At 63.2% G+C, this 24,873-nt stretch carries 16 protein-coding genes and 2 pseudogenes; 7 read left to right on the plus strand and 11 right to left on the minus strand.

The window, feature by feature from the left end; genetic code table 11:
* Window positions 1-17: 17 nt before the first annotated feature.
* From DWF74_RS18445 to DWF74_RS18455, 3 genes are all read right to left on the minus strand, one after another.
* Window positions 18-968 carry a hypothetical protein gene (locus tag DWF74_RS18445; protein ID WP_115581453.1) on the minus strand — a complete coding sequence of 317 codons (951 nt, stop codon included), beginning with the start codon at window positions 966-968 and terminating at the stop codon, window positions 18-20.
* A gap of 26 nt (window positions 969-994) precedes the next feature.
* On the minus strand, window positions 995-1,939 hold the full coding sequence (locus DWF74_RS18450) for a hypothetical protein (protein WP_102862833.1): 945 nt from the start codon (window positions 1,937-1,939) through the stop codon (window positions 995-997).
* A gap of 76 nt (window positions 1,940-2,015) precedes the next feature.
* Window positions 2,016-2,456, minus strand: a complete 441-nt coding sequence (locus DWF74_RS18455) for an IgaA/UmoB family intracellular growth attenuator (RefSeq protein ID WP_115581454.1) — start codon at window positions 2,454-2,456, stop codon at window positions 2,016-2,018.
* Window positions 2,457-2,740: 284 nt separating this feature from the next.
* Between DWF74_RS18455 and DWF74_RS18460 the strand changes: the two genes are divergently transcribed.
* Both DWF74_RS18460 and DWF74_RS18465 read left to right on the plus strand, forming a co-directional pair.
* Entirely contained in the window at window positions 2,741-3,004 is a 264-nt protein-coding gene (locus tag DWF74_RS18460; protein ID WP_115581455.1) for a type II toxin-antitoxin system HigB family toxin, read from the plus strand.
* 29 nt (window positions 3,005-3,033) lie between these two features.
* Window positions 3,034-3,435: a helix-turn-helix domain-containing protein gene (locus DWF74_RS18465; protein WP_115581456.1), complete on the plus strand. Its 402-nt coding sequence runs from the start codon at window positions 3,034-3,036 to the stop codon at window positions 3,433-3,435.
* Between the two features lies 1 nt (window position 3,436).
* On the opposite strand, the gene selO is transcribed toward DWF74_RS18465, so the two are convergent.
* The 6 genes and pseudogenes from selO to DWF74_RS18490 all read right to left on the minus strand — a co-directional run bounded on the left by selO (window position 3,437) and on the right by DWF74_RS18490 (window position 13,732).
* Window positions 3,437-4,900 carry a protein adenylyltransferase SelO gene (gene selO, locus DWF74_RS18470; protein ID WP_102862837.1) on the minus strand — a complete coding sequence of 488 codons (1,464 nt, stop codon included), beginning with the start codon at window positions 4,898-4,900 and terminating at the stop codon, window positions 3,437-3,439.
* A gap of 49 nt (window positions 4,901-4,949) precedes the next feature.
* Complete coding sequence (mscK, locus tag DWF74_RS18475; RefSeq protein WP_102862838.1) at window positions 4,950-8,303, minus strand: mechanosensitive channel MscK; 3,354 nt, start codon at window positions 8,301-8,303, stop codon at window positions 4,950-4,952.
* Window positions 8,304-8,369: 66 nt separating this feature from the next.
* A complete protein-coding gene (locus DWF74_RS18480) occupies window positions 8,370-10,112 on the minus strand; it encodes a potassium/proton antiporter (protein WP_102862839.1) in 1,743 nt (580 codons plus the stop codon).
* Between the two features lie 176 nt (window positions 10,113-10,288).
* Window positions 10,289-11,161 carry a methyl-accepting chemotaxis protein gene (locus DWF74_RS31035; RefSeq protein WP_371826195.1) on the minus strand — a complete coding sequence of 291 codons (873 nt, stop codon included), beginning with the start codon at window positions 11,159-11,161 and terminating at the stop codon, window positions 10,289-10,291.
* A gap of 30 nt (window positions 11,162-11,191) precedes the next feature.
* Window positions 11,192-12,061: pseudogene (locus tag DWF74_RS31040) on the minus strand (MCP four helix bundle domain-containing protein); the annotation flags it as partial.
* A gap of 45 nt (window positions 12,062-12,106) precedes the next feature.
* Window positions 12,107-13,732, minus strand: a complete 1,626-nt coding sequence (locus DWF74_RS18490; RefSeq protein ID WP_102862841.1) for a methyl-accepting chemotaxis protein — start codon at window positions 13,730-13,732, stop codon at window positions 12,107-12,109.
* Window positions 13,733-14,043: 311 nt separating this feature from the next.
* On the opposite strand from DWF74_RS18490, the gene DWF74_RS18495 reads away from it, so the two are divergent.
* The 4 genes and pseudogenes from DWF74_RS18495 (at window position 14,044) to DWF74_RS31050 (ending at window position 16,629) form a co-directional block, all read left to right on the plus strand.
* A complete protein-coding gene (locus tag DWF74_RS18495; RefSeq protein ID WP_102862842.1) occupies window positions 14,044-14,274 on the plus strand; it encodes a hypothetical protein in 231 nt (76 codons plus the stop codon).
* Entirely contained in the window at window positions 14,271-14,573 is a 303-nt protein-coding gene (locus DWF74_RS18500) for a cell division protein ZapA (RefSeq protein ID WP_102862843.1), read from the plus strand. Before DWF74_RS18495 ends, DWF74_RS18500 begins: the two co-directional genes overlap by 4 nt.
* Before the next feature lie 280 nt (window positions 14,574-14,853).
* Window positions 14,854-15,714, plus strand: a pseudogene (locus DWF74_RS31045) (cache domain-containing protein); the annotation flags it as partial.
* Between the two features lie 207 nt (window positions 15,715-15,921).
* Window positions 15,922-16,629: a methyl-accepting chemotaxis protein gene (locus DWF74_RS31050; protein WP_394304650.1), complete on the plus strand. Its 708-nt coding sequence runs from the start codon at window positions 15,922-15,924 to the stop codon at window positions 16,627-16,629.
* A gap of 155 nt (window positions 16,630-16,784) precedes the next feature.
* Here the strand turns inward: DWF74_RS31050 and DWF74_RS18510 are convergent, their stop codons facing one another.
* Both DWF74_RS18510 and putA read right to left on the minus strand, forming a co-directional pair.
* Window positions 16,785-18,587: an acyl-CoA dehydrogenase gene (locus DWF74_RS18510; protein ID WP_115581458.1), complete on the minus strand. Its 1,803-nt coding sequence runs from the start codon at window positions 18,585-18,587 to the stop codon at window positions 16,785-16,787.
* A gap of 276 nt (window positions 18,588-18,863) precedes the next feature.
* On the minus strand, window positions 18,864-22,817 hold the full coding sequence (putA, locus tag DWF74_RS18515; protein ID WP_102882051.1) for a trifunctional transcriptional regulator/proline dehydrogenase/L-glutamate gamma-semialdehyde dehydrogenase: 3,954 nt from the start codon (window positions 22,815-22,817) through the stop codon (window positions 18,864-18,866).
* Between the two features lie 466 nt (window positions 22,818-23,283).
* On the opposite strand from putA, the gene putP reads away from it, so the two are divergent.
* Window positions 23,284-24,768 (plus strand): sodium/proline symporter PutP, encoded by a 1,485-nt coding sequence (gene putP, locus DWF74_RS18520; RefSeq protein ID WP_102862847.1) that lies wholly within the window; start codon window positions 23,284-23,286, stop codon window positions 24,766-24,768.
* Window positions 24,769-24,873 lie beyond the last annotated feature (105 nt).

Genomic DNA, 24,873 nt, shown 5'->3' on the forward strand with positions numbered 1-24,873 from the left:
TCGGCGCCGCCATGGCTTCACGTGCTGGGCGGGGCCAGCTCGACGCTGACCAGACGATCCATGGAGCGGCCGATGTAAAAGGTAAAGGGCCGGCCCAGGTCCATGGCCATGCCCTCGCACTTGCCCATGAAGCCTATGTGTTGCAACGGAGAAATCTCTCCATCCTCGTGGTACTGCAAGCCCAGGGAACCGACACTGAAGCCGACGCGGTCGGCCCGGCGATCCACTCGCGTGCCCCAGGAGGTCTTGATCGCGGACAGTTGGATGCGTTTGTCGAACAGCATCTGGTTGAGCGTGGGGTTGGCGAACCTGATGTTGCCGAACAAGAACTGCGCCGGTTCGCGCTTGTTGTCTTTCCACTCCAGATACACGTTGTAATCCCCTGGTCCGCTCCCGGCCTTGCTGCCCATCTGGCTGAACGGCATGCCCGGTGCCTGGAGGGTGGCCTGGTATTGGCAAAACGCCTCGTTGGGCGTGCCGGTGGCCGAGAGCTTGCCGCTGATCAATTCCTCCATCGAGTAATGAAACAGCACATCGGCGTATTTCACCGGCTCCAGCGCCAGCGAGAAGCGCCGCGGCAAGGCCATGGCTCTTTTGCGGTACTCGGGGTTGGTGTATTTCCCGATTTCCGGGGCGATCTCCAGAACGGCTTCGAAGGTGCCGGCTGCGCGCGCCTCGACAATCTCGCTGAACAGCTCCTGCAGGCGTTGGCGCTGGGTTTCGGGCACGGCGCTGTCCAGGCTGATATGCAGGGTCTTGTCGTCCTTGCGGTCCATCTCCAGGCCGATCTGGTCAGGCTCGATGCCGATCCCGGCGGCCATCTGAGTGATGGTTTCGGCGAAGTACGGCACGATCTGGGCCTGCTTGGGGTTACCCACGGTGTCCTGGAAGTGCAGGGTGAGGTAGGTCTGCTTGCAGCCGGTCAGCAGCATCAGCAGCAGGGCTGCGGTGTAGAGGCGTCGGTTCAATGGAGGTCCTTGTTGCGCAATGGCGCTTAGCGGTAGTCGACGCGGGTCAAGCGATCCAGGGTCCGGCCTATTTGAAAGGTGAATGGCCGACCCAGGGCCTGCATCTTTTGATCGCACAGCGCTTGCAGCTCGTCCTTGCGGGTGTCGAAGGGCAGGGCTGAGGTCAGGGTCTGGACACCGATGGAACCGATGACGATGGCGAATTCGTCAAGGGGCACCGGCGCGGGCTGGGTGCTTTTCGAGCTGGAAGGCCAGGCCTGGATAGTTTTTTGCTGCATGTGCCGGTTCAGGTCCGGGTCATCGAAATGCACCTTGAGCGGTACCTTGGCGATGCTGCCGCTGCGGGTCAGCAAGGAGATCAGGCCGCGCTCGCTGTTGTCCTGTTCAAGGGCTTCGTAGCCGATCAATTTCAAGCGCGTGGGCATTGTCAGGTGTGCGGTGATCTTGCAACTGACCGGGCCTTCGATTTCGCTGCGGTTGACGATGGCACGCAGGCTGTCGTCGTAGCTGCGGTCCAGCAGCATCTCGAACGTCGGGTCGAACTTGAGGGTGGCATCGATGCTGTCCGGCAGGCCGCTGGGGCCGGATGGGGTAACGCTGGCCTGGGCGTTGTCCAACTCCAGGTGCAGGTTCATGGAGCTGGCATTGCGCGCGCGGGTGACCTGCTCGAAGACGGCCTTGAGGCGGCCCCGTTGTTCCGGGCTCAGGGAGTAGTCCAGCAGGCGCAGGTGGATCACTTTGTCATCCTCCTTGTCGCGCTCCAGGGCGATGGCATCCGGGTCCAGGCCCTGGGCGCTGAGCGCCGTGTAAATACTCTGCTTGTACGCCTCGTGCACCAACTGGTCGGAGAATTGCGGGCCGGCCTTGGGATCGGAGCGCACCGAGTCCTGGAAGTGCAGGGTGGCGAAGTCTTCCTTGCACCCGGTCAGCCAGAGCAGCAGGGGTAACAGCAGCAGGTAGCGAGTTTTCATGGTGGACTCTTGCAGGGCATCGACGGGGTTAGTGGCAGGGGCGAGCGGTGAAAGTGGCAGCCAGGCCTTCTGTGTGTCATTGGGCCAGGCGATGCCCGTTGAGGGCGATGACCACGGCGAACTTCTTGGCGATCACCACTTCGGCCTGGTTCTTGGTGGTCAGGAAATTTTCCATCGGGTAGGGGAATTCCACGGGGATGCCGCCGATCGACATGTGCTTCAGCGTCTGGGACTGCAGCTCGATGCTGTCGCTCCCGGCGCCGCCGCCAATCAGGTAGACGTGGTCGCTGACCGGCTGGTAAGACATGCCGCCGCGGCCCTGGATTCGCTGCAGGCTGGCGGTCTGTTTGGCCAGTTCGTCCAGTTCGACCTGGGTGATGGTGCGGTGCGGTTTGCCGTGCAGGCGCAGGTCCTGCAGGTTCATGCGGTACTTGGCGCGGCGGCTCAGGTAGATGATCGCCGACACCAGGCCAATGGCGGTGAAGACTCCGGCGACCAGGGTCAGGAACAGGTTCATGCGCATCCTTGCAGGTACTGGAAATCAGGGTTGCGCATTATCCGTATCCGCTGTCGACGGGTCCATGCGCAATCTTGTGTTTGGCGTTTTTGTGCACGACGGCTGAGGCGTTGGTCGAAGCTCATGAGTCCGTCGCAATCGCTCACACACTGCTCGGCAAGCCCGTTCGTTGGCTGTCTAGGCTTGAAGCACGTGAGCACCGCTGGACTGGCCGCGGATATAGCATCTTGAGATATCTAATGCTCGCATCTAACGTTAATAGCACTATGCGATAGGGACATTGCATGCACATCGTCACCGCAAAACGTATCCGGCAGGCCAAGGAGCAATGGCCGCAAGTCGCGCGGGCGCTGGATACCTGGTATCGCAAGGCCAAAGGCGCCAGGCCGGCTGATTTCGCCGATATGAAGGCCTTGTTCCCGGCGCTAGACAAGGTCGGGGGCTTTCATGTTTTCGACCTTGGCGGCAACAAACTGAGGCTGATCGCAATCGTGCGCTATGGGGGGCAGCGCCTCTATATCAGGCATGTGCTGGATCACGGCGAATAGGACAAGGGGCTGTGGAAGGAGGAATCACAATGAGTCTTCAGGTTAAGCAAGCGGCGGAGCACTGGCCGTTCGTTGCGCCCATATTGCGCAAACCCAAGAGCGAGGCCGATTACGACGCGCTGGCCCTGGTACTCGATGAGCTGTTGGACATCATGGGCGAAGACGAATCGCACCCACTGGCTTCGCTGGTGGACATCATGGGTGACTGGATCGAGGCCTACGACGAAGAGCACCATCCGATGCCGGCGGTCAGCGCAGTGGAGGTTCTACGTTCGTTGATGCGTGAACATGGCCTGACTCAAAGCGACCTGCCCGGGGTGGGCGCGCAGTCGGTGGTCTCGGAAGTGCTCAGCGGCAAGCGCCAGCTCAACCTGCGGCAGATCCGCTGGCTGGCCGAGCGCTTCAAGCTGTCGATGGAGACCTTCGCCTGAGTCAGGACGAGCAGCTGATTTCCAGGTGCTTGCCCCACTCTGGCGGACGTTCGGCATAGCCTTGCATGCCCTCTTGCTCCTCAAAAGGCCGGCTCAGCACCTGATGCAGGCGACGCACCTCCGAGTAATCGCCTGACTCGGCGGCGTCGATGGCCTTCTGCGCCAGATAGTTGCGCAGGATGTACAGCGGGTTGACCGCGTGCATGCGCTCCCGGCGCAGGTCCTGGCCCTGGATCGGATCGCGGGCGACCCGTTGCCGATATTGCTCGGCCCAGGCATCGAAGCCGTCGCGGTCGACGAAATCGTCCCGCAGCCGGGCCAGCGCCTGGTCCGGCGCTTGCTCCCCCAGGCGGCGGAAGAACAGGCTGTAGTCGACGCCGCTGTTCTGCATCAGTTGCAGCAGGCGTTCCACCAGCTTCTGGTCGTCGTCCTCGGCCTGAGTGAAGCCCAGGCGCCGACGCATAAGGTCCAGGTAATGGGCCTGGTACAGCGGCAGGAACAGGCCCAGGGCCTCACGCAGCGCCTCGACGCTGATGAATGGCGTCAGGGCCTGGGCCAGGGCGCTGAGGTTCCACTGGCCGACGGGTACCTGGTTGCTGAAGGAGTAGCGGCCCTGGTCATCGGAGTGGTTGCAGATGAAGTGGGCGTCGAAATCATCGAGAAAGGCGAACGGGCCGAAGTCGAAGGTGATGCCCAGGATCGACATGTTGTCGGTGTTCATCACTCCGTGGCAGAAACCGTAGGCCTGCCATTTGGCGATCAGTTCGGCGTTGCGTTCGACGATCTCGCGGAACATCGCCAGATAGGGTTCAGGCTGCTCCAGGCACTCGGGGAAATGCAGGGCCAGCACATGCTCTCCCAACTGCTTCTGCTGTTCGGGTTTCTTGGTGTAGTAGAAGTACTCGAAATGCCCGAAGCGGACATGGCTCGGCGCCAGGCGCAGGACCATCGCCCCGCGTTCCTGTTTCTCGCGCCATACCGGGGTGTCCGAGCCGATCACGCACAGGGCGCGGCTGCTGGGGATGCCCAGGGCATGCAGGGCCTCGGAGGCGAGGAATTCACGGATCGACGAGCGCAATACGGCACGTCCATCGCCCATGCGGGAATACGGCGTCTGCCCGGCGCCCTTCAGGTGCAGGTCCCAGTGTTCTCCCGCCTGGTTGTAGACCTCGCCCAGTAGCAGTCCGCGACCGTCCCCCAGTTGCGGGTTGTAGGAACCGAACTGATGCCCGGAATAGACCATGGCCCGGGGCTCGGCCTCGGCCCACAGCTTGTGCCCGCCGAACAGTTCGGCGAACACCGGGCTTTCGGCCACGGCCGGGTCCAGGTCCAGCAGCGCCATGGCCGCCGGGCTGGCGGCCACCAGCCTGGGGTTGTCGAGGGGTTCGGGCAGTACGTGGGTCGAGAAGGCGTCGCCCAGGCGGGCGAAGCGGTTGTCGAAGGTCAGTTCGTCGAGGGCTTTCAACGGCCATCTCCCAGCAGAATGTCCGAGCATTCTGCTAGGGATAGGGGCCTTAGTCGAGTTTGCCGGGCGGCGGTTCCTGCAGCGGCTTGCCCCCGGGCACCGGGACGATGGTCTTGGCCTCCGGCTCGATGGGCACCATCTTGTATTCCTGGCCGTGGAGGTTTTTCAGGTAGACCTCCATCTGCCGGAACGAGATGTTGATGTGCTGCTTCTTGAACTCGCGGTTGATGAAGCGGTTGACCTCGTCCACCACCGGGTTGCGGTCCCCCAGCTCGCGCACGTGCATGCGCAGTTCGTGGTCCAGGGTGCTTTCACCGAAGTTGAGGAAGTACACCTGAGGCTCCGGTTCCTTGAGCACCCGCGGGTTGTCCCGGGCGGCCTTGAGCAGCAGCTCCTTGACCAGGTCCAGGTCCGAACCGTAGTCGACGCCGAGCTTGAGGGTCACCCGGGTCACGGTGTCGGTCAGCGACCAGTTGATCAGTTGCCCGGTGATGAAGGTCTGGTTGGGGACGATGATGTCCTTGCGGTCGAAGTCGGTGATGGTGGTGGCGCGGATGCGGATCTTGCTCACCGTGCCCGACAGGTTGCCGATGGTGATGGTGTCGCCGATGCGCACCGGCCGCTCGAACAGGATGATGATGCCGGAGATGAAGTTGGCGAAGATCGCCTGCATGCCGAAACCCAAACCCACCGACAAGGCCGCCACCAGCCACTGCAGCTTGTCCCAACTGACGCCGAGGGTGGCCAGGGTCGAGACGAAACCTATTCCGGCAATGGCGTAGGACAGCAGGGTGGTGGTGGCGTAGGCGCTGCCCTGGGCCAGATTCAGCTTGGACAGCACCAGCACTTCCAAGAGGCCTGGCAGGTTGCGCGCCAGGGCTAGGGTGATGCCGACAATGATCAGCGCACCGATCACGTCGCCAATGCTGATGGGCACCATGCTCATGTTGGCGCCGGTGCCGCTGGTGTATTCGTAGAGGGTGATGTTGTCCAGGTAGGAGAACACCGTGATCAGGTCCGACCAGACCCAGTACAGCGCGGCGATGAAGCCGCCCAGCAGGGCCAGGCGGATCAGGCGCAGGGATTGTTCGTTGACCTTCTCGATGTCCATGGTCGGCTCTTCGACCACTGCGTCGCCGCTTTCCCCGGCTTCCTTGGCCGCCTGGCGTTTGCTCAGGGCCCGCTGGTAGGCCAGGCGCCGTGCTGCAACGCCGAGTCCGCGGACGAAGGTAGCCTCGATCACCAGCCAGAACATCAGCAGGTACAGGGTGTTGATCAGGCGGTCGCTGAGCTTCAGCGCGGTGTAGTAGTAGCCGAAGCACACGGCGATGAACAAGGCGATTGGCAGCAGGGTGAATAGCAGGCCCAACGCCTTGCGGAACAGCGAGGCATTCTCGTGGGCCGGGCTGCTCAGCAACAGGCGGCTCAGCAGCCAGGCCATCAGCCCGTAGCAGGTCAGCACCACGGCGATGCCGAGCACGTCATCGGCCAGGGCTGCGGGCTGGTGCTCGGCCACCGCCACCACGGCCACCAGCGCCAGGACCACCAGCCCCAGGCGCCGGACCCAGCCCTGGAGGAATTCCACCTGGGGTTTTTCCCAGCGGAAATGCAGTTCGGCCACGCCGCCGGGGGCGAGTATCCGATAGGCGGTGTAGAACACCAGCCAGGCCTGGGCGATCTGCAGCAGCGCCGCACCGAGGTTGGCGTTCTGCCCCCGGGCATCGATCTGCAGGGCATAGCCGCACAGCGCCAGGGCCAGGGTGACCGGCATCGCCAGAAGAATGTTCACCAGGATCGCCAGGGGCGTGTGCCACTGGCTGTCGCGTTTGAAGTGGCCGATGTCCTTGTGCACCTTGTTCAGGCGCGCATAGAGGTTCTTGCGCCGCCACAGCAGGGCGCCGATCAGCAGCGCCAGGGGCAGGAACAGCAGCGGCCGCTGCGCCAGACCGTCGGTCAGCTCACTGAGGCTGGAGGCCCAGGGCAGGGTGGTGACCTGTTTCTCCAGGCGCTGAGGGACGTCCTGCAGCCACTCGGCGTCCAGAGGCTTGTTGCTGGGAATCCAGAACATCTGCTCGTCGAGGGTCGCCCGCAGGCTCTGGGACGTGCTCAACAGTTGTTTCTGGTTCAGTTGCAGGGTGATGGATTCATTGAGCAGGGCGCTGAGCTCGCGGTTCAGGCGCTCCAGCAGATCGACGCGGGTCATGGCCAGCTCGATCAGGGTCCGGCGCAGTTGCGGCGTGACCTGCTCCGGCGGCTGGCTCTTGAGCAGGTTGTCGACGTAGGTGCTGGGGCTGCCCAGCAATTCGCGCTGCTGGTTGACCTCGAATTGATAAAGGCGGATATCGGCGATTTCGTCCGCCAGGTCGCGATCCAGCTTCAGGCGTGGCAAGGCCTGTTTCTGCTTGTAGAGAATCTTCGACAGCAGCAGGCTGCCCTTGAGCACGTTGATCTGCTCGTCCAGGGCCGCGTCGCTTTGGGTCACGCTGTCCAGTTGCTGTCGGGTCTGCAGGTTCTGCTGGGTCAGTTCATTGAGGCGGTCGGTGCTCTTGAGCAGGTAGTCGGAGAGCTTGAGGTTGGTGGCGCTTTCGGTGGTCAGCAGGCTGCTGCTGCCGGCCTTCTGCGCCTCGATGGACTGCTGGGTCACGGTTTCCTGGGACTGGGCCAGGCGCTTCTGGTTGATCAGGGTTTGCAGGTCCTGGATTTCCTGCTCCAGGCGCGCGGTCTTTTCCATCAGCAGGTCATGCTGGCTGCTGCCCAGGTCCTGCAACTGGCTGTTGCCCGCCAGTTCCTGGCGGCGCAGGGGAATCAGGGCGTTGATCGCCGCCAGTTCGGCATTCAGCAGATTGCGTTGATCGGCGCCGAGCAGCTTGCCGCCGTCCTTGCCGGACTTGAGTGCGGCGTTGATCTGCAGGATGCGGGTCTGGCTGCTGCTGATTTCCGCCTGGGCCCGTTCGGGACGGGTCTGGGCGGTGATGGTCAGGGTGTTGGCGTCGGCCAGGGCCTTTTGCAGCTCGCCTTGCAAGGTGGTGCGTTCGCTCAGCAGTTGCTCCAGTTGCGACACCGCCAGCGAGCCATAGCGCTGGGCCACCGGTACGACTTTACTGGCCTTCAGGCGTGCCAGCTCGCGCTGGTTTTCCGTGGTCTGGCGCGGCGCGTTGCTCAATTGCTGGCGCAGGTCGTTGAGGCGCCGCTCGTAGTCCTGCTTGTTGTTCAGGTGATTCAGGGTGTTTTGCAGCAGGGTCTGCAGCGCCTTCTGATCGGCTTCCGGCAATTTGCGTTCGGCGATCTTGTCCAGGCTTTGCTGGACCGACTCGGCACTGGGCGGATCGCCGCCCTGTGCGGCGCCGACAGAGAGACTCAGGCCCAGCAGGGCAACAGCGAAAAATTTACGCAAGTTAGGCATAGAAGTCGGTCAAGCAACTAGAAATGGGGGGGACGCGTCGCGACCAGGTCTGACGCGCTCCGCAGTTTAGAGGAAGAGGCCGGGGCCGGGGCGACTTCCTTCGGGGAATCTGACGCCCACTTTGCCGATCTTGTTCCCGTCCATCACCGCCACGGTCCAGATGGTGTTGTTCCACTCCACCTGGTCGCCGACCACCGGTGCACCGCCGACCTTCTGGGCGATGAACGCCCCCAGCGGCATGTCCGCGTCCTGGCCGTCGAGCTTGAGCCCGTAGAGCGCCGACACCGCGCCCAGCTGGGCGTCGCCTTCGAGGACGAAGTCGCCGAAGAAGCGCAGGTCCAGCCCGCGCTCCGGCGCCTGGCTGAAGAGTTTGCCCAGGGCCGGAAGGTTGTGTTCATGGCCGATCACGCACAGCAAGTCATCGGCCTCAAGCACGGTACTACCCGACGGATGGAGCAGTTGCTGGCCGCGAAACAGGGCCGCTATCCGTGTGCCTTCGGGCATTTTCAGCTCCCGCAGGGCGGCGCCGATGCACCATTTTTCCGCCCCCAGGCGGTAGACGAACAGTTCCCACTCGCTGGTGACGTGAACCTCCAGGGCCGCCCGGGAAATCGGTGCTGGCTCCGGCGGCACCGTGACCTTGAGCCACTTGGCCACCCACGGCAGGCTGGTGCCCTGGACCAGCAGCGAGATCAGCACGATAAAGAACGCCAGGTTGAAGTACAGCTGGGCGTTGGGCAGCCCGGCCATCAACGGGAACACCGCGAGAATGATCGGCACCGCGCCACGCAGGCCGACCCAGGAGATAAAGGCCTTTTCCCGGCCGTGGAAGGCCTTGAACGGCGCCAGCCCCACCAGCACCGACAGCGGCCGGGCGAACAGGATCATCCACAGCGCCAGGCCCAGGGCCGGCAGGGCGATGGGCAGCAGATCGTGTGGGGTGACCAGCAGCCCCAGCACCAGGAACATGCCGATCTGTGCCAGCCAGGCCATGCCGTCGAGCATGTGCAGGATGCCGTGGCGGCTGCGCACCGGGCGGTTGCCGATCACCAGGCCGCACAGGTACACGGCGAGGAAACCGCTACCGTGCAGGGCGTTGGTCAGGGCGAACACCACCAGACCGCCGGCCACCACCAGGATCGGGTACAGGCCGTTGGCCAGATGAATGCGATTGACCAGTTGCAGCATCAGCCAGCCGCCCCCCAGGCCGATTAACGCGCCGATACCGAATTCGCGGATCAGGTCCCCCAGCAGGCTCCAGTGCAAGCCGGTGTGGCCCTTGGCGAGCATGTCGATCAGGGTCACGGTGAGAAACACCGCCATCGGGTCGTTACTGCCGGACTCAATCTCCAGGGTGGCGGTGACCCGCTCGTTGAGGCCCTTGCCCCCCAGCAGGGAGAACACCGCCGCGGCGTCGGTGGAGCCGACGATGGCACCGATCAGCAGCCCCTGGATCAGGTTCAGGTCGAACAGCCAGGCGGCAGCCATGCCGGTCAGCCCAGTGGTGATCAACACCCCCACCGTGGCCAGGGACAGCGCCGGCCACAGGGCCACGCGGAAACTCGCGACCCGGGTGCGCAGGCCGCCGTCCAGCAGGATCACGGCCAGGGCCAGGTTGCCCACCAGGTAGGCGGTCGGGTAGTTGTTGAAGATGATGCCGCCGCCGTCGACTCCGGCGCTCATGCCCACGGCGAGGATGATCACCAGGATCGGGATGCCGAGACGGGATGAAAGTGAGCTCACCAGAATGCTCGCACCTACCAGCAACGCGCCGATCAAGAACAGGCTGTTGATGGTCGTCGCATTCAAAGGCAGTACTCCAGAGCGAAAAAGGCGGGCGCAAACTGACCATGCAGTCTGCGTGCCAGCGATTCTAACCTGTTGAAATGCGCCACTGTCAAAAAGCTTTTGATGACAGTGGCGGATTTTTCTGGTGTGAATTCCGGCGCCGATTTACCGGCGTGTTGCGGGGCTGGCGAGCGGCTTCAGAGGCTGAAGCGCGCGACCATGCTGTTGAGGTCCACGGCCAGTCGCGACAGCTCGTTGCTGGCTGCACTGGTCTGGTTGGCGCCGGTGGCCGACTGCACCGACAAGTCGCGGATGTTCACCAGGTTGCGGTCCACTTCCCGGGCCACCTGGGCCTGTTCTTCGGCGGCGCTGGCGATCACCAGGTTGCGTTCGTTGATCTCGATGATGGCGCTGTTGATGGTGTCCAGCGACAGGCCGGCGCCACGGGCGATGTTCAGGGTCGACTCGGCGCGCTCGGTGCTGTTGCGCATGGAGTCCACCGCGTGCTCGGTGCCGCTCTGGATGCTGCCGATCATGCGTTCGATTTCGCTGGTGGACTGCTGGGTACGGTGCGCCAGGGCACGCACTTCGTCGGCGACCACGGCAAAGCCACGACCGGCCTCACCAGCACGGGCGGCTTCGATGGCGGCGTTGAGGGCCAGCAGGTTGGTCTGGTCGGCCAGGCCGCGAATCACGTCCAGTACCTTGCCGATGTCCCGCGACTCGTTGGCCAGGTCGCCGATCAGGCTGGCGGTGCCTTGCACGTCGGAACTCATGCGCTCGATGGCGGACACGGTTTCCTGCACCAGATCGCGACCGTCGCCGGCGGAGGAGGTGGCGTTCTTCGAGGCTTCCGAGGTGCTCACGGCGTTGCGTGCCACTTCTTCCACGGCGCTGGTCATTTCATTGACTGCGGTGGCGGCTTGCTCGATTTCGTTGTTCTGCTGGGTCAGGCCACGGGCACTTTCCTCGGTGACGCAATTGAGCTCTTCGGCTGCCGATGCCAGTTGGGTGGCGGAGCCGGAAATGCGCTGCAGGGTGTCCCGCAGTTTTTCCTGCATCTTGGCCATGGCGCGCAGCAGGCGTCCGGCTTCGTCATTGCCGTCGACCTTGATCGGCCGGGTCAGGTTGCCTTCGGCGATTTCTTCGGCGGCACTCAGGGCGTTGGCGATCGGTACGGTGATGCTGCGGGTCAGCAACCAGGCGAACAGCAGGGTCAGGCCGGTGGCCAGCACCAGCAGGGCCACCACCAGGTTGAAGGCCGAGGAGTACTGTTCGGCGGCCTGCTGGTTGGTGTCGACGGTCTGCTGGGTGTTGATCTCCATCAGGCGGTTGAGCACGGTGTTCATGGCTTCCGAGTTGTTCAGCAGGTCGGTGTTGAGCAGGTTGCGCAGCTCTTCCACCTGATTGCCGCGGGACAGGGACCTCATCCGCTCTTCGATCTGCCGGTACTGTGTCAGCAACTGGACGTACTGCTCGTAGGCGGTCTTTTCCTCGGGGCTCGTGATGAACTTCTCGTAGGTGACCTGGGCGGCGCGGATCTGCTGGTTGCGCATGTCCAGCAGTTCGATGGTCTTTTGCTGGACATCGGGTTCACGGTTGACCAGCAAACGATAGGACAGCACCCGCAGACGCAGGGTCAGCTGGGTGAACTCGTCGAGGCTCTTGATGCTCGGCACGCTGTTCTGGGTGATGTCCTCGGCGGCGCCGCGGATCTTGCTCATCTGGTTCAGGGCGAACACCCCCAGGATCAGCATCAAGCCGCCGATCATGGCAAAGCCGAGGAAGGCCCGCGGAGCGATATTCATATTGCGTAGGGACATGGTGAGTACCAAAAAGGGCGCATCCGTGCGGGGGCTTGAGACTGATCTACCGTGACTTATCGGTCGTACGACTAAAGTCTTGAGTCGCGCCGTGGATTTAGCCTTTTGGCTATGCATCGGGCCGGGAGTGTCAACGGCTGACTGCATCGGCCCCAGGCCCGTAATAGAGCCCTGGAGCCGGGAGAAGGGCGTTTACAGCTGGAAGCGGGTCACCAGATTGTTCAGGTCAGCGGCCAGGATCGACAGTTCACTGCTGGCGGAGCGGGTCTGGTTGGCACCCGTGGTGGACTGCACCGACAGGTCACGGATGTTCACCAGATTGCGATCCACTTCCCGAGCCACCTGGGCCTGTTCTTCGGCGGCGCTGGCAATGACCAGGTTGCGCTGGTTGATTTCGTTGATGGCGCTGTTGATGGTGTCCAGGGACTGGCCGGCGCTGCGGGCGATGTTCAGGGTCGAGTCGGCACGTTCGGTGCTGTTGCGCATCGACTCCACCGCCTGCTCGGTGCCGCTCTGGATGCTGCCGATCATGCGTTCGATTTCACTGGTGGACTGTTGGGTGCGGTGCGCCAGGGCACGGACTTCGTCGGCGACCACGGCAAAGCCGCGGCCGGCCTCGCCGGCACGGGCGGCTTCGATGGCGGCGTTGAGGGCCAGCAGGTTGGTCTGGTCGGCCAGGCCGCGAATCACGTCCAGTACCTTGCCGATGTCCCGCGACTCGTTGGCCAGCTCGCCGATCAGGCTGGCAGTGTCTTGCACGTCACCGGTCATGCGTTCGATGGCCGAGACGGTTTCTTGCACCTTGTCCCGTCCGTCCCCGGCGGATTGGGTGGCGTTTTGCGAAGCTTCGGAAGTGCTCACTGCATTGCGCGCGACTTCTTCCACGGCGCTGGTCATTTCATTGACCGCGGTAGCCGCCTGCTCGATTTCATTGTCCTGTCGAGTCAGGCCACGAGCACTTTCGTCGGTGACGCTGTTGAGCTCCTCGGCGGCCGAGGCCAGTTGGCCGGCGGAACCGGAAATGCGCTGCAGGGTGTCCCGCAGTTTTTCCTGCATGGTCAACATGGCCTGCAGCAGGCGGCCGGCTTCGTCGCGGCCATCCACGGTGATCGGCTGGGTCAGGTTGCCTTCGGCGATCGCTTCGGCCGCATGCAGGGCGTTGTCGATCGGCAGGGTAATGCTGCGAATCAGCCGCCAGGCAAACACCAGGGTCAGGGCGGTGGCCATTACCAGCAGCGTCACCACCAGATTGAAGGCGGTGGCGTATTGCTCGGCCGCCTCTTGATCGGCGGCGCTGGAGTAGTGGGTGTTGATGTCCACCAGTTGATTGAGAAGGGCGTTGATCTTTTCGGCGCTGGCCATCAGCTCGGTGTTCAGCAGCTGCTGCATGCTTTCGAGCTGGTTGTTGTGCGACAGCTCGATCAACTGACCTTCCAGTTGGCGGTGGTGGGTCAGCAGTTCCATGTACTGATCGTAAGCGGCCTGCTCCTCCGGGCTGCTGATGAGCTCCTGGTAGCGGGCCCGGGTTTCATCGATTTTCTGGTTGCGCTGGCGGATGGAGTCCAGGGTCTTTTGCTGTTCCTCGGGGTCGCGGTTGAGCAGCAGCCGGTAGGCCTGGACCCGCAGGCGCAGGCTCAGTTGGGTGAAATCGTCGACGCTCTTGATGCTGGGAATGGTGTCCTGGGTGATGCGTTCGGTGGCTGCGCGGATCTTGCTCATTTGACTCAGAGCGAAGATCCCGAGAAACAGCATCAAGCAACCGATCACGGCAAAGCCGAGGAATGCTCTCGGAGCGATATTCAGGGTGCGCAGGGACATTGAACCTACCTCGGATGTGCGCGGCTTGCGCGATTGGGTCTGGGAAGTACCTGTGCTATCGCGTTGAAAAAACGCTTCTTGAATCGCCGGGAGTGATTTCAGAAAAGTCTGATCACCTGTTGGGATAATTCGTAAAAGTCCGAAGCATCCGACCGAACGTCAGGAACCCGAGGCGCGAATGACAGTCTCTAACAGCTCTCGCGTGAGGGTCATCGCCAGTAAAATCAAGGCCTTGCGCCTGGATATCCCTGGTATCCAAGGTGACTTTTCTTTATCGTACGCGCCCTTTGCAAACAGCCCGGAAGATCAAAATGTTGGAAGCATCCCTCAGCCAATTGGAACAGTTGGTCAGTGACCTGGTGGTACAGAACCAGGAGCTGCTCGGCACGAACGAAACCCTCAAGGAGCAACTGGCCCAGGCCAAGGATGAAAACGAAAGCCTGCAGTTGAGCCTCATGGAACAGGAAGAAAAACAGGGCGCTACCGCCGCCCGCATCCAGGCTCTGGTTGAGCGCGTCAGTGCGAGCCCGGCCAACCCATGAGACATCACATCGATGGGGTGAAGGTGGTCTCGATCCTGGGCGAGGATTACTCGATCAAGGCGCCGGCCGGTGAGGAACAGACCCTCATGGACGCCGCGCTGATGCTCAAGGCGGCCCTGGCCGACACCAAGAAAAAATACCCGACGCTGATTGGCGAGCGCCTGCTGGTGCTGGCAGCGATGAACCTGTGTTCGCAGCAGATCGAAATGAAAAAGCAGCACGCCCAGGCGCTTGAGCGTTATCAGGAGCAGGTGAGCGCCACCGTCGAGGTGATCGCCAAGACCATTCAACAGAATTGATGGAAGTGCACACAGCTGACGGGTAATGGGTTGGACAAGCAGAAGCATTGTTTGTATACAACTTCCCGCGGCTGGCGCGGTATCTCAGCCTCTTATAACCATAAGAAAGAGGTGTTCCATGCAATTCTGGCGACGCAGTATTCAATGGCAACTGATCCTCAGCATGGGTTCGGCCCTGCTGGTCAGTCTGCTGGTGGTCGTAGCGATCTACACGGTGCTGATCAATCACCTGACCCAGAGCTACCTGGTGGACAGGGCGCTACCTTCGAGCATCGAAGCCATGCGCAACGATATCGAGCGCATTCTGACCCAACCTCTGACCGCCGCCCGTGACCTGGCCGGCAACGGCATGCTGCGCGACTGGCTGGCGGCAGGCGAAGACCCGGCCCGGGCGCAGAGCTTCATCAGCTACCTGGAAGACATCCGCGCCGAGAACCAGGCCTTCACCACCATGATGGCCAGCCCGCTCAGCCATCACTATTACAACCAGAAAGGCCTGGACCGGACCCTGAGTCGGGATAATCCGAAGGATGTCTGGTTCTATCGCTTTATCGACAGCGGCAAGCCGCGGGTGCTGAACATCGATGTCGATGTTGCCAGTGGCGAGCTGGCGCTGTTCATCAACTACCGGGTCGAGAAAGACGGTGAGCTGGTGGGGGTCACCGGCCTGGGCTTGCGCATGACCGAGCTGTCGCAACTGATTCACGACTACAGCTTTGGCGAGCGTGGCCGGGTGTTCCTGGTGCGCAACGATGGTTTGATCCAGGTGCATCCGGACGCTGAATTCAGTGGCAAGCGACAGTTGTCCGAGCAGATCGGCGCGAGCGCCGCCGAGGCGCTGATGGGACACGAGGGGCTGACCAGCAGTCATTTCGAGCGTGACGGCGAAGACTACCTGGCCCTGAGCCTGCCGCTGCGCGGCTTTGGCTGGAGCCTGGTGGCCGAGGTACCGCAGGCGCAGATTTACGCCGAGGCGCACCGGGCGATCTGGCTCACCAGTCTGATCGGCCTGGGCATCGCCGGCGTCTGCCTACTGCTGGTTGTACTGCTGGCCCGTGGCCTGGTACGTCCGGTGCGACAGGTGACCGAAGGGCTGGTGGCCATCGGCAGCGGCGGTGGCGACCTGACCCTGCGCCTGGATGCCAGCCGTGCCGACGAGCTGGGGGATCTGGCCCGGGGTTTCAACCGTTTTCTCGACAGCCAGCGCGGCATGATCGGTGAGGTGTTGGCCACCACCGAACGCCTGCGTTCCTCAGTGAGCCAGGTGGCGGCGGTGGTGGAGAACACCGCCGAGCGCTCCGGCCGGCAGCAGGAAATGACCGACATGGTGGCCACTGCGGTACATGAGATGGGGCTTACCGTGCAGGACATTGCGCGCAATGCCGGGCAGGCGGCGGACGCTTCCCAGGCGGCCCGGGATGAAGCCCAGCAGGCCCAGGACGTGGTAGGCGGTTCGATTCGGCATATCGAGAGCATGTCCGGTGAAATCGCTCTGGCCGCCGGTGCCGTGGGCGAACTGGCGGAACAGGTGGCCTCCATCGATCAGGTGCTGGCGGTGATCCGCGGGGTTTCCGAACAGACCAACCTGCTGGCCCTCAACGCTGCCATCGAGGCGGCTCGGGCCGGGGAAATGGGCCGTGGCTTTGCGGTGGTGGCCGATGAAGTCCGGACCCTGGCCCAGCGTACCCAGACCTCCACCGATGAGATCCAGCAGATGATCCAGGGCCTCAAGCAGGGGGCGGAGAACGCCGTGTCCTCGATGCATGCGGGGCAATCGGCCACCGGCACCGGGGTTCAGTCCAGCCAGCAGACCGGGGCCTCACTGACGGCGATCACCGGGCAGGTGGAGCGTATCAGCGACATGAATCAGCAGGTCGCCACTGCCACGGAAGAACAGTCGGCGGTGACCGAAGAGATCAACCGCAATGTTCAGGGCATTTCCGAACTGGCCCGGGCCACCGCGGCTGAAGTGCACACCTGTCGTGAGGATTGCCAGACCCTGCAGCGCCTGGCCGAAGACCTGGCGCGCCAGGTGGGTGGTTTCAAGCTGCACTGAGCGAAGGGGCGCGGGCCTGGCAGCGAACCGCCTGTGCGCTGTGCCAGGCCTGAGGCTTGCGCCGGCAAGCCGGCTCCTACAGGTGTGGAATGAGCCTTCTGCTAGAAGCTGGCTTGCCAGCGAATAGCGCTGCGGTGTGACAGGCCGCCTCGGCCTCAGAACCAGGCGTCCTGCATCTCCAGGCAGGTGGCGTCCCGTGCTTCCAGCAGGGTCAGTTCATGCTGGCAGCCCGGCACTTCCCAGGTCAGGAAGTAGCGCGCGGCCTGCAGTTTGCCGTGATAGAAATCCCGGTCCCCGGCATGGCCTCGCGCCAGTCCTTCTTCGGCCCTGATGGCCTGTTCCAGCCAGCGCCAGCCGATCACCGCGTGGCCGAAGGCCTTCAGATACAGCGCCGAGTTGGCCAGGGTCGCCGTGACCTTGCCGCTGGCCAGGTCGCCCAGCAGACCCAGGGTCACGCTCTGCAGGCGCGTCACCAGCTGCTCCAGAGGCAGGCGCAGGGCATCCAGCGACGCATGGGCGCGGGCCCGCTCGCCCGTCTCGGCGATCAGGCGGATCAGGCGCTTGAGCCCGGCGCCGCCGTTCTGCGCCAGCTTGCGCCCCAGCAGGTCCAGGGACTGGATGCCGTGGGTGCCTTCATGGATCGGATTCAGGCGATTGTCGCGGTAGTACTGCTCCACCGGGTATTCCCGGGTGTAGCCGTGGCCACCGAGGATCTGGATCGCCAGCTCGTTGGCCTTGAGGCAGAACTCCGAAGGCCAGGACTTGACGATGGGCGTCAGCAGGTCCAGCAGTTCATGGGCCTGCTGGCGCTCGGCCTCGCTGGCCAGGGTGGTGGTGTCATCGAACAGCCGCGCCGCATACAGCCCCAGGTCGAAGGCGCCTTCAACATAGGCCTTCTGGGTCAGCAGCATGCGGCGCACATCGGCGTGCTGGATGATGGCAACCGGTGCGGTGGTCGGGTCCTTGCTGTCCGGCAGGCGACCTTGCGGACGCTCGCGAGCGTATTCCAATGAATACAGATAGCCGGCATAACCCAGCATCACCGCGCCCATGCCGACGCCGATCCGTGCTTCGTTCATCATCTGGAACATGTAGCTCAGGCCGTGATGGGGCTTGCCCACCAGATAGCCCACGCAATTACCGTTATCGCCGAAGTTCAGCGCGGTGGAAGTGGTGCCGCGCCAGCCCATCTTGTGGAACAGCCCGGCCAGCAGCACGTCGTTGCGCGGCCCCAGGCTGCCGTCATCGTTGACCAGGAACTTGGGCACGATAAACAGGGAAATGCCCTTCACCCCGGGCGGCGCGTCCGGCAGCTTGGCCAGGACCATGTGCACGATGTTTTCCGACAGCGGGTGGTCGCCGCCGGAGATGAAGATCTTGTTGCCCTTGAGCCGGTAGCTGCCGTCGGCAGCCGGTTCGGCGCGGGTGCGGATATCAGACAGCGACGAACCGGCATGGGGCTCGGTCAGGGCCATGGTGCCGAAGAAGCGGCCATCGATCATGGGCTGCAGGAAGCGGTGTTTCTGTTCGTCGGTGCCGAAGCTCTCGATCAGGTTGGCCGCGCCCATGGTCAGGAACGGGTAGGAAGTCGTGGCCGCGTTGGCCGCCTGGAAGTGGGCGAAGCAGGCCTGGGACAACAGGGTCGGCAGCTGCATGCCGCCCGCGTCGAAACTGCGCGCGGCGTTGAGGAAGCCGGCTTCGAGGAAGGCGTCCACCGCCGGTTTCACTTCAGGGATCAGCACCGCCTGGCCATCCTCGTAGCGCGGCTCGTGTTCATCGCCCTTGCGGTTGTGCGGGGCGAAGTACTTCTCGGCGATGTTGCGCGCGGTGCCCAGGGCGGCATCGAAGGTTTCGCGATTGTGCTCGGCAAACCGCTCGCGCTGGATCAGACCTTCGGCGTCGAGCACCTCATACAGTTCGAAAGCCAGATTGCGGGAACTGAGCAGCGTCTCGGACATGGCGGCATACCTGTTGGCTGGGGAATGGGCCGAGTCTAGGCGCGTGAATAAAGGCTGAATAGCAAGATTGATCTGGGTGATAAAGATGCCAAACAGGCGCAGCCCCTGTCGCCGCTGCCGAAGGCTGCGATAAGTCCCGCCGGGACTTTGGCTGCAATGAAGTCGCTACGGCCGTTGCGGCCGATCGCAGCCTGCGGCAGCGGCTACAGGACATTGCATCGGGCAAAAAAAGAGCGCCGCTGAGGGCGCTCTTTTTCATGGTGCTGACTATCGGCTTCAGCCGATGGTCATCAGGCTGGCGTTGCCGCCGGCCGCTGCGGTGTTGACGCTCAGGGCGCGCTCGATCACCAGGCGTTCCAGGGCAATCGCCGTCTCGCCCTGGGACAGGCCCTGGACGCCGACGATGGCGCCGGCACGCTGGGCCACTTGCTGGCAAACGCCGCGCAGTTGGTCAGAGTCGCCGTGATGCAGGACCGCGTCGAATACCACGTCGTCCTTGGTCCAATCCGCCACCCGCTGGATGCGTGCTTGCACGTCCTTGGGCAGACGGGCGAACAGCGCCTTGCTGAGGTCGCTTTCCGGCCAGACTGCCGAACCGCCGACGGCCAGTACGGCCGCCAGTTGGGTCAGCAGGTCGCCCTCGACCTCCGCCAGGCACAGGACGTGCTCGCGGGGCAGGATGGCGTAGCTGTTGCGCTCGCCGGTCGGGCCGTTCAGCTGGCGGGTGATACCGCTTTGCGACTGGCTGGCGAACTGTTTGCACAGGGTCGCCAGTTCCACCAGTTTGCTGCTCTCGGCCCAGGCTTGCAGGGCGTTGAGCGGCTTGCCGAGGGCTTCGCGCAGGCGCAGGTCCGGGGCGTTGGCCGCATCGGCGCGAACGAAGGATTGCTCGATGGCATCCACCGGACGGGTCGACAGCAGGCGGTACAGGTACAACGGACCGCCGGCTTTCGGGCCGGTGCCCGACAGGCCTTCGCCGCCGAACGGCTGCACGCCGACCACGGCACCGACGATGTTGCGGTTGACGTAGACGTTACCGGCGTTGACGTTGTCCACCACCTTGGCAATGGTTTCGTCGATCCGGGTGTGCACACCCAGGGTCAGGCCGTAGCCGGAAGCGTTGATCTGGGCGATCAGTTGGTCGATGTCTTTGCGCTTGTAGCGCACCACGTGCAACACCGGACCGAAGATCTCGCGCTGCAGTTCATCGAAGCTTTCCAGTTCGATCAGGGTCGGCATGACAAAGGTGCCACGCTTGCATTCTTCGCTGTCGGCGATGGCCATCTGGTACACGCTGCGACCTTTGTCGCGCATGGCCTGGATGTGCTTCTCGATGCCGGCCTTGGCTTCGGCGTCGATTACCGGGCCGATGTCCACCGACAGGCGCTCCGGGTTGCCCAGGCGGTTTTCGGCCATGGCGCCCTTGAGCATTTCGATCACGCGGTCGGCGGAATCTTCCTGCAGGCACAGCACGCGCAGGGCCGAGCAACGCTGGCCGGCACTGTCGAAGGCCGAGGACACCACATCGATGACCACTTGTTCGGTCAGGGCCGAGGAGTCGACGATCATGGCGTTCTGGCCACCGGTTTCGGCGATCAGCGGGATCGGCCGACCCTGGTTGTCCAGGCGCCCGGCGATGTTGCGCTGCAGCAGGCGCGCGACTTCGGTGGAACCGGTGAACATCACGCCCTTGACGCGCTCGTCACCGACCAGGCGGGCACCGACGCTTTCGCCCTGGCCCGGCAGCAGTTGCAGCACGCCTTCAGGAATCCCGGCTTCGAGCAGCAGGCGCACGGCCTGGGCCGCCACCAGCGGGGTCTGTTCGGCCGGCTTGGCCAGTACCGGGTTGCCGGCGGCGAGGGCGGCGGCGACCTGGCCGCTGAAGATCGCCAGCGGGAAGTTCCACGGGCTGATGCACACCACAGGACCCAGCGGACGGTGGGCGTCGTTGCTGAAGTCATTGCGGGCCTGCACCGCGTAATAACGCAGGAAGTCCACGGCTTCACGCACTTCGGCGATGGCGTTGGCGAAGGTCTTGCCGGCCTCGCGGGCCAACAGGCCCATCAGCGGCTGGATCTCGGCTTCCATCAGGTCGGCGGCGCGTTCCAGGATCGCGGCGCGTTCGGCCGGCGGCGTGGCCTGCCAGATCGGCGCGGCGTTCAGCGCGCACTGGATGGCGTTGTCGACGTCTTCGATCGTGGCTTCCTGGACGTGACCGACCACATCGCGATGATCCGACGGGTTGAGGACCGGCGCCGGGGTTTCGCTGCTGGCGGCGCAACCGAGCATTGGCGCGGCTTTCCAGTGGTTGTGAGCGCTGGCCAGCAGGGCGCAGGACAACGACGCCAGGCGGTGTTCGTTGGCCATGTCGATGCCGGCGGAGTTGGCGCGCTCGCTGCCATACAGGTCACGCGGCAGCGGAATGCGTGGGTGCGGCAGGCCGAAGCCGCCTTCCAGGGTGGCCATCTGCTCGATCTGCGCCACCGGGTCGGCCACCAGCTCTTGAATCGAGATCGACTGGTCGGCGATGCGGTTGACGAAGGAGGTGTTGGCGCCGTTTTCCAGCAGGCGGCGTACCAGGTAGGCCAGCAGGGTTTCGTGGGTGCCGACCGGTGCGTACACGCGGCACGGACGGTTCAGCTTGCCATCGGCAACCTTGCCCACCACTTGCTCGTACAGCGGTTCGCCCATGCCGTGCAGGCACTGGAACTCGTACTGGCCGGGGTAATAGTTCTGACCGGCAATGTGGTAGATCGCCGACAGGGTGTGGGCGTTGTGGGTGGCGAACTGCGGGTAGATGACTTCCGGCACCGACAGCAGCTTGCGTGCGCAGGCGATGTAGGAAACGTCGGTGTACACCTTGCGGGTGTAGACCGGATAGCCTTCCAGGCCTTCGACCTGGGCGCGCTTGATCTCGCTGTCCCAGTAGGCGCCCTTCACCAGGCGGATCATCAGGCGGTGACGGCTGCGGCGGGCCAGATCGATGACGTAGTCGATGACGTACGGGCAGCGCTTCTGGTAGGCCTGGATCACGAAGCCGATGCCGTTCCAGCCGGTCAGCTGCGGCTCGAAGCACAGGCGCTCCAGCAGGTCCAGGGACAGCTCCAGGCGGTCTGCTTCCTCGGCGTCGATGTTCAGGCCGATGTCGTACTGCTTGGCCAGCAGGGTCAGCGACAGCAGGCGCGGGTACAGCTCTTCCATTACGCGTTCGTACTGGGCGCGGCTGTAGCGCGGGTGCAGCGCCGAGAGCTTGATGGAGATGCCCGGGCCTTCATAGATGCCGCGACCGTGGGAGGCCTTGCCGATGGAGTGGATGGCCTGCTCGTAGGACGCCAGGTATTTCTGCGCGTCGTGCTCGGTCAGTGCCGCTTCACCGAGCATGTCGTAGGAGTAGCGGAAGCCCTTGGCTTCGAACTTGCTGGCATTGGCCAGGGCTTCGGCGATGGTTTCGCCGGTGACGAACTGCTCGCCCATCAAACGCATGGCCATGTCCACGCCCTTGCGGATCATCGGCTCGCCGCTCTTGCCGATGATGCGGCTCAGGGAGGAGGTCAGGCCGGCCTCGTTGTGGGTCGACACCAGCTTGCCGGTGAGCAACAGGCCCCAAGTGGCGGCGTTGACGAACAGCGACGGGCTGTTGCCCAGGTGCGGCTGCCAGTTGCCGGTGCTGATCTTGTCGCGGATCAGTGCGTCACGGGTGCCCTTGTCGGGGATGCGCAGCAGGGCCTCGGCCAGGCACATCAGTGCCACGCCTTCCTGGGACGACAGGGAGAACTCCTGCAGCAGGCCCTGGACGATACCGGCACGGCCACCGGCACTCTTCTGGTTACGCAGCTTCTCGGCGATCGAGGCGGCCAGCTTGTTGGCGGCTTCGGCGGTGGCGGCCGGCAGACGCGCCTGCTCCAGCAGCATCGGCACCACTTCCGGTTCCGGGCGGCGGTAGGCAGCGGTGATCGAGGCGCGCAGCACCGATTGCGGGAGGATGCTCTCGGCAAATTCGAGGAAGCATTGGTGAGCGTGATCGGTCAGCACATCGCCGGCGTCGTCGCCGTCCTTGGTGGTGACACTGCTCAGCTCGGTCAGGGTTGCACCACCCTCGAGTTTTTCCAGGTAATTGAAAATCGCCTGCTTGATCAGCCAGTGCGGCGTACGATCGATCGAGGTCGCAGCGGCCTTGAGGCGCTCGCGGGTTGGGTCGTCGAGTTTGACCCCGAGGGTGGTGGTAGCCATATTTTTATCCTCATGTTTGCCACGCACGTGTGGCATCAGCTGGCGGCAAGATTATCCGTGCGCCGAAATAGGTGCAACCGGGTGCAACCCTTTTTTCGCTGGAATAAATAGCAGCTCGTCAGGAAATCAATATTGCCTCCTGGCTCCCGTATTGCCTTGGTGCATTTAATTCTGGCGGGTGGATTTCTTGCTCCAAAAAGGAGCAAAAAAGTTGTCGTCGTCGGTAAATGCGACAAGGTGCAACTTAATTGGATGAAACTGGTTGCACCTTGTTTAATTTGTTGAATAGGATTCGCGCCCAAGGTGCAACCTGTCTTTTGCGACTCGGTTCATCGGCCAATGGCTTTCCTGGGGAAACATTGGTCATAAAACGTGCGCGATGGCCGATCGTCTTCCAAACTGTAAAAGCTGGGTGACGGTACTGCTGACCGCCGCTACATAAAAACAAAGCCAGGGCGTAACTCAAATGAGTGCAAGCAATCCAACCTTGATCACGTTCGTGATCTACATCGCAGCAATGGTGCTGATCGGCTTCATGGCCTATCGCTCCACCAACAACCTTTCCGACTACATTCTTGGCGGCCGCAGCCTGGGCAGCGTGGTGACCGCGCTTTCCGCTGGTGCTTCCGACATGAGTGGCTGGCTGCTGATGGGCCTTCCGGGCGCTATCTACATGTCGGGTCTGTCGGAGAGCTGGATCGCCATCGGACTGATCGTCGGTGCCTACCTGAACTGGCTGTTCGTTGCCGGTCGTCTGCGGGTGCAGACCGAGCACAACGGTGATGCTCTGACCTTGCCGGACTACTTCTCCAGCCGTTTCGAAGATAAAAGCGGCCTGCTGCGCATCATCTCCGCAGTGGTGATCCTGGTGTTCTTCACCATCTACTGTGCCTCCGGCATCGTGGCCGGTGCCCGTCTGTTCGAAAGCACCTTCGGCATGCCTTACGAGACGGCGCTGTGGGCTGGCGCGGCGGCGACCATTGCTTACACCTTTGTTGGTGGCTTCCTGGCGGTGAGCTGGACCGATACCGTGCAGGCCACGCTGATGATCTTCGCGTTGATCCTGACCCCGATCATCGTGCTGTTGGCCACCGGTGGCGTCGATACCACCTTCCTGGCGATCGAAGCCAAGGACCCGACCAGCTTCGACATGCTCAAGAACACCACCTTTATCGGCGTGATCTCGCTGATGGGCTGGGGCCTGGGCTACTTTGGTCAGCCACACATCCTGGCGCGTTTCATGGCGGCGGATTCGGTGAAGTCGATCGCCAATGCCCGTCGTATCTCCATGACCTGGATGATCCTGTGCCTGGGCGGCACCGTGGCCGTGGGCTTCTTCGGTATCGCCTACTTCTCGGCCCATCCTGAAGTGGCCGGTCCGGTGACCGAGAACCCTGAGCGTGTGTTCATCGAACTGGCCAAGCTGCTGTTCAACCCGTGGGTAGCCGGCGTGTTGCTGTCGGCCATTCTGGCGGCGGTGATGAGTACCCTGAGCTGCCAGTTGCTGGTGTGCTCCAGCGCCCTGACCGAAGACTTCTATAAAGCCTTCCTGCGCAAGCACGCCTCTCAAGTTGAGCTGGTATGGGTCGGTCGCGCCATGGTGCTGGTGGTGGCGCTGGTCGCCATCGCCATGGCCGCCAACCCGGAAAACCGCGTGCTGGGCCTGGTGAGCTACGCCTGGGCCGGCTTCGGTGCGGCGTTCGGTCCTGTGGTGCTGATCTCGGTGCTCTGGAAGGGCATGACCCGTGACGGCGCGCTGGCCGGGATCATCGTCGGTGCCGTCACCGTGATCCTGTGGAAACACTTCGCTCTGCTGGGTCTGTACGAAATCATCCCGGGCTTCATCTTCGCCAGCCTGGCAATCGTGCTGGTGAGCAAGATGGGTGCTCCAAGCGCTGGCATGGTTCAGCGTTTTGAAGCGGCCGAGAAGGATTTCAAGCTCAACCACTGAGTGCGCAAATCCTGCCCTGATCGTTCGGGGCAATGAAAACGGCCCGCTGCGTCACCGCAGCGGGCCGTTTTTTTTTGCGGTTCGGGTAGCTGCTGCCGCAGGCTG

It is taken from the genome of Pseudomonas protegens, assembly GCF_003363755.1.
In the GTDB taxonomy this organism is placed as follows: Bacteria; Pseudomonadota; Gammaproteobacteria; order Pseudomonadales; family Pseudomonadaceae; genus Aquipseudomonas; species Aquipseudomonas danubii.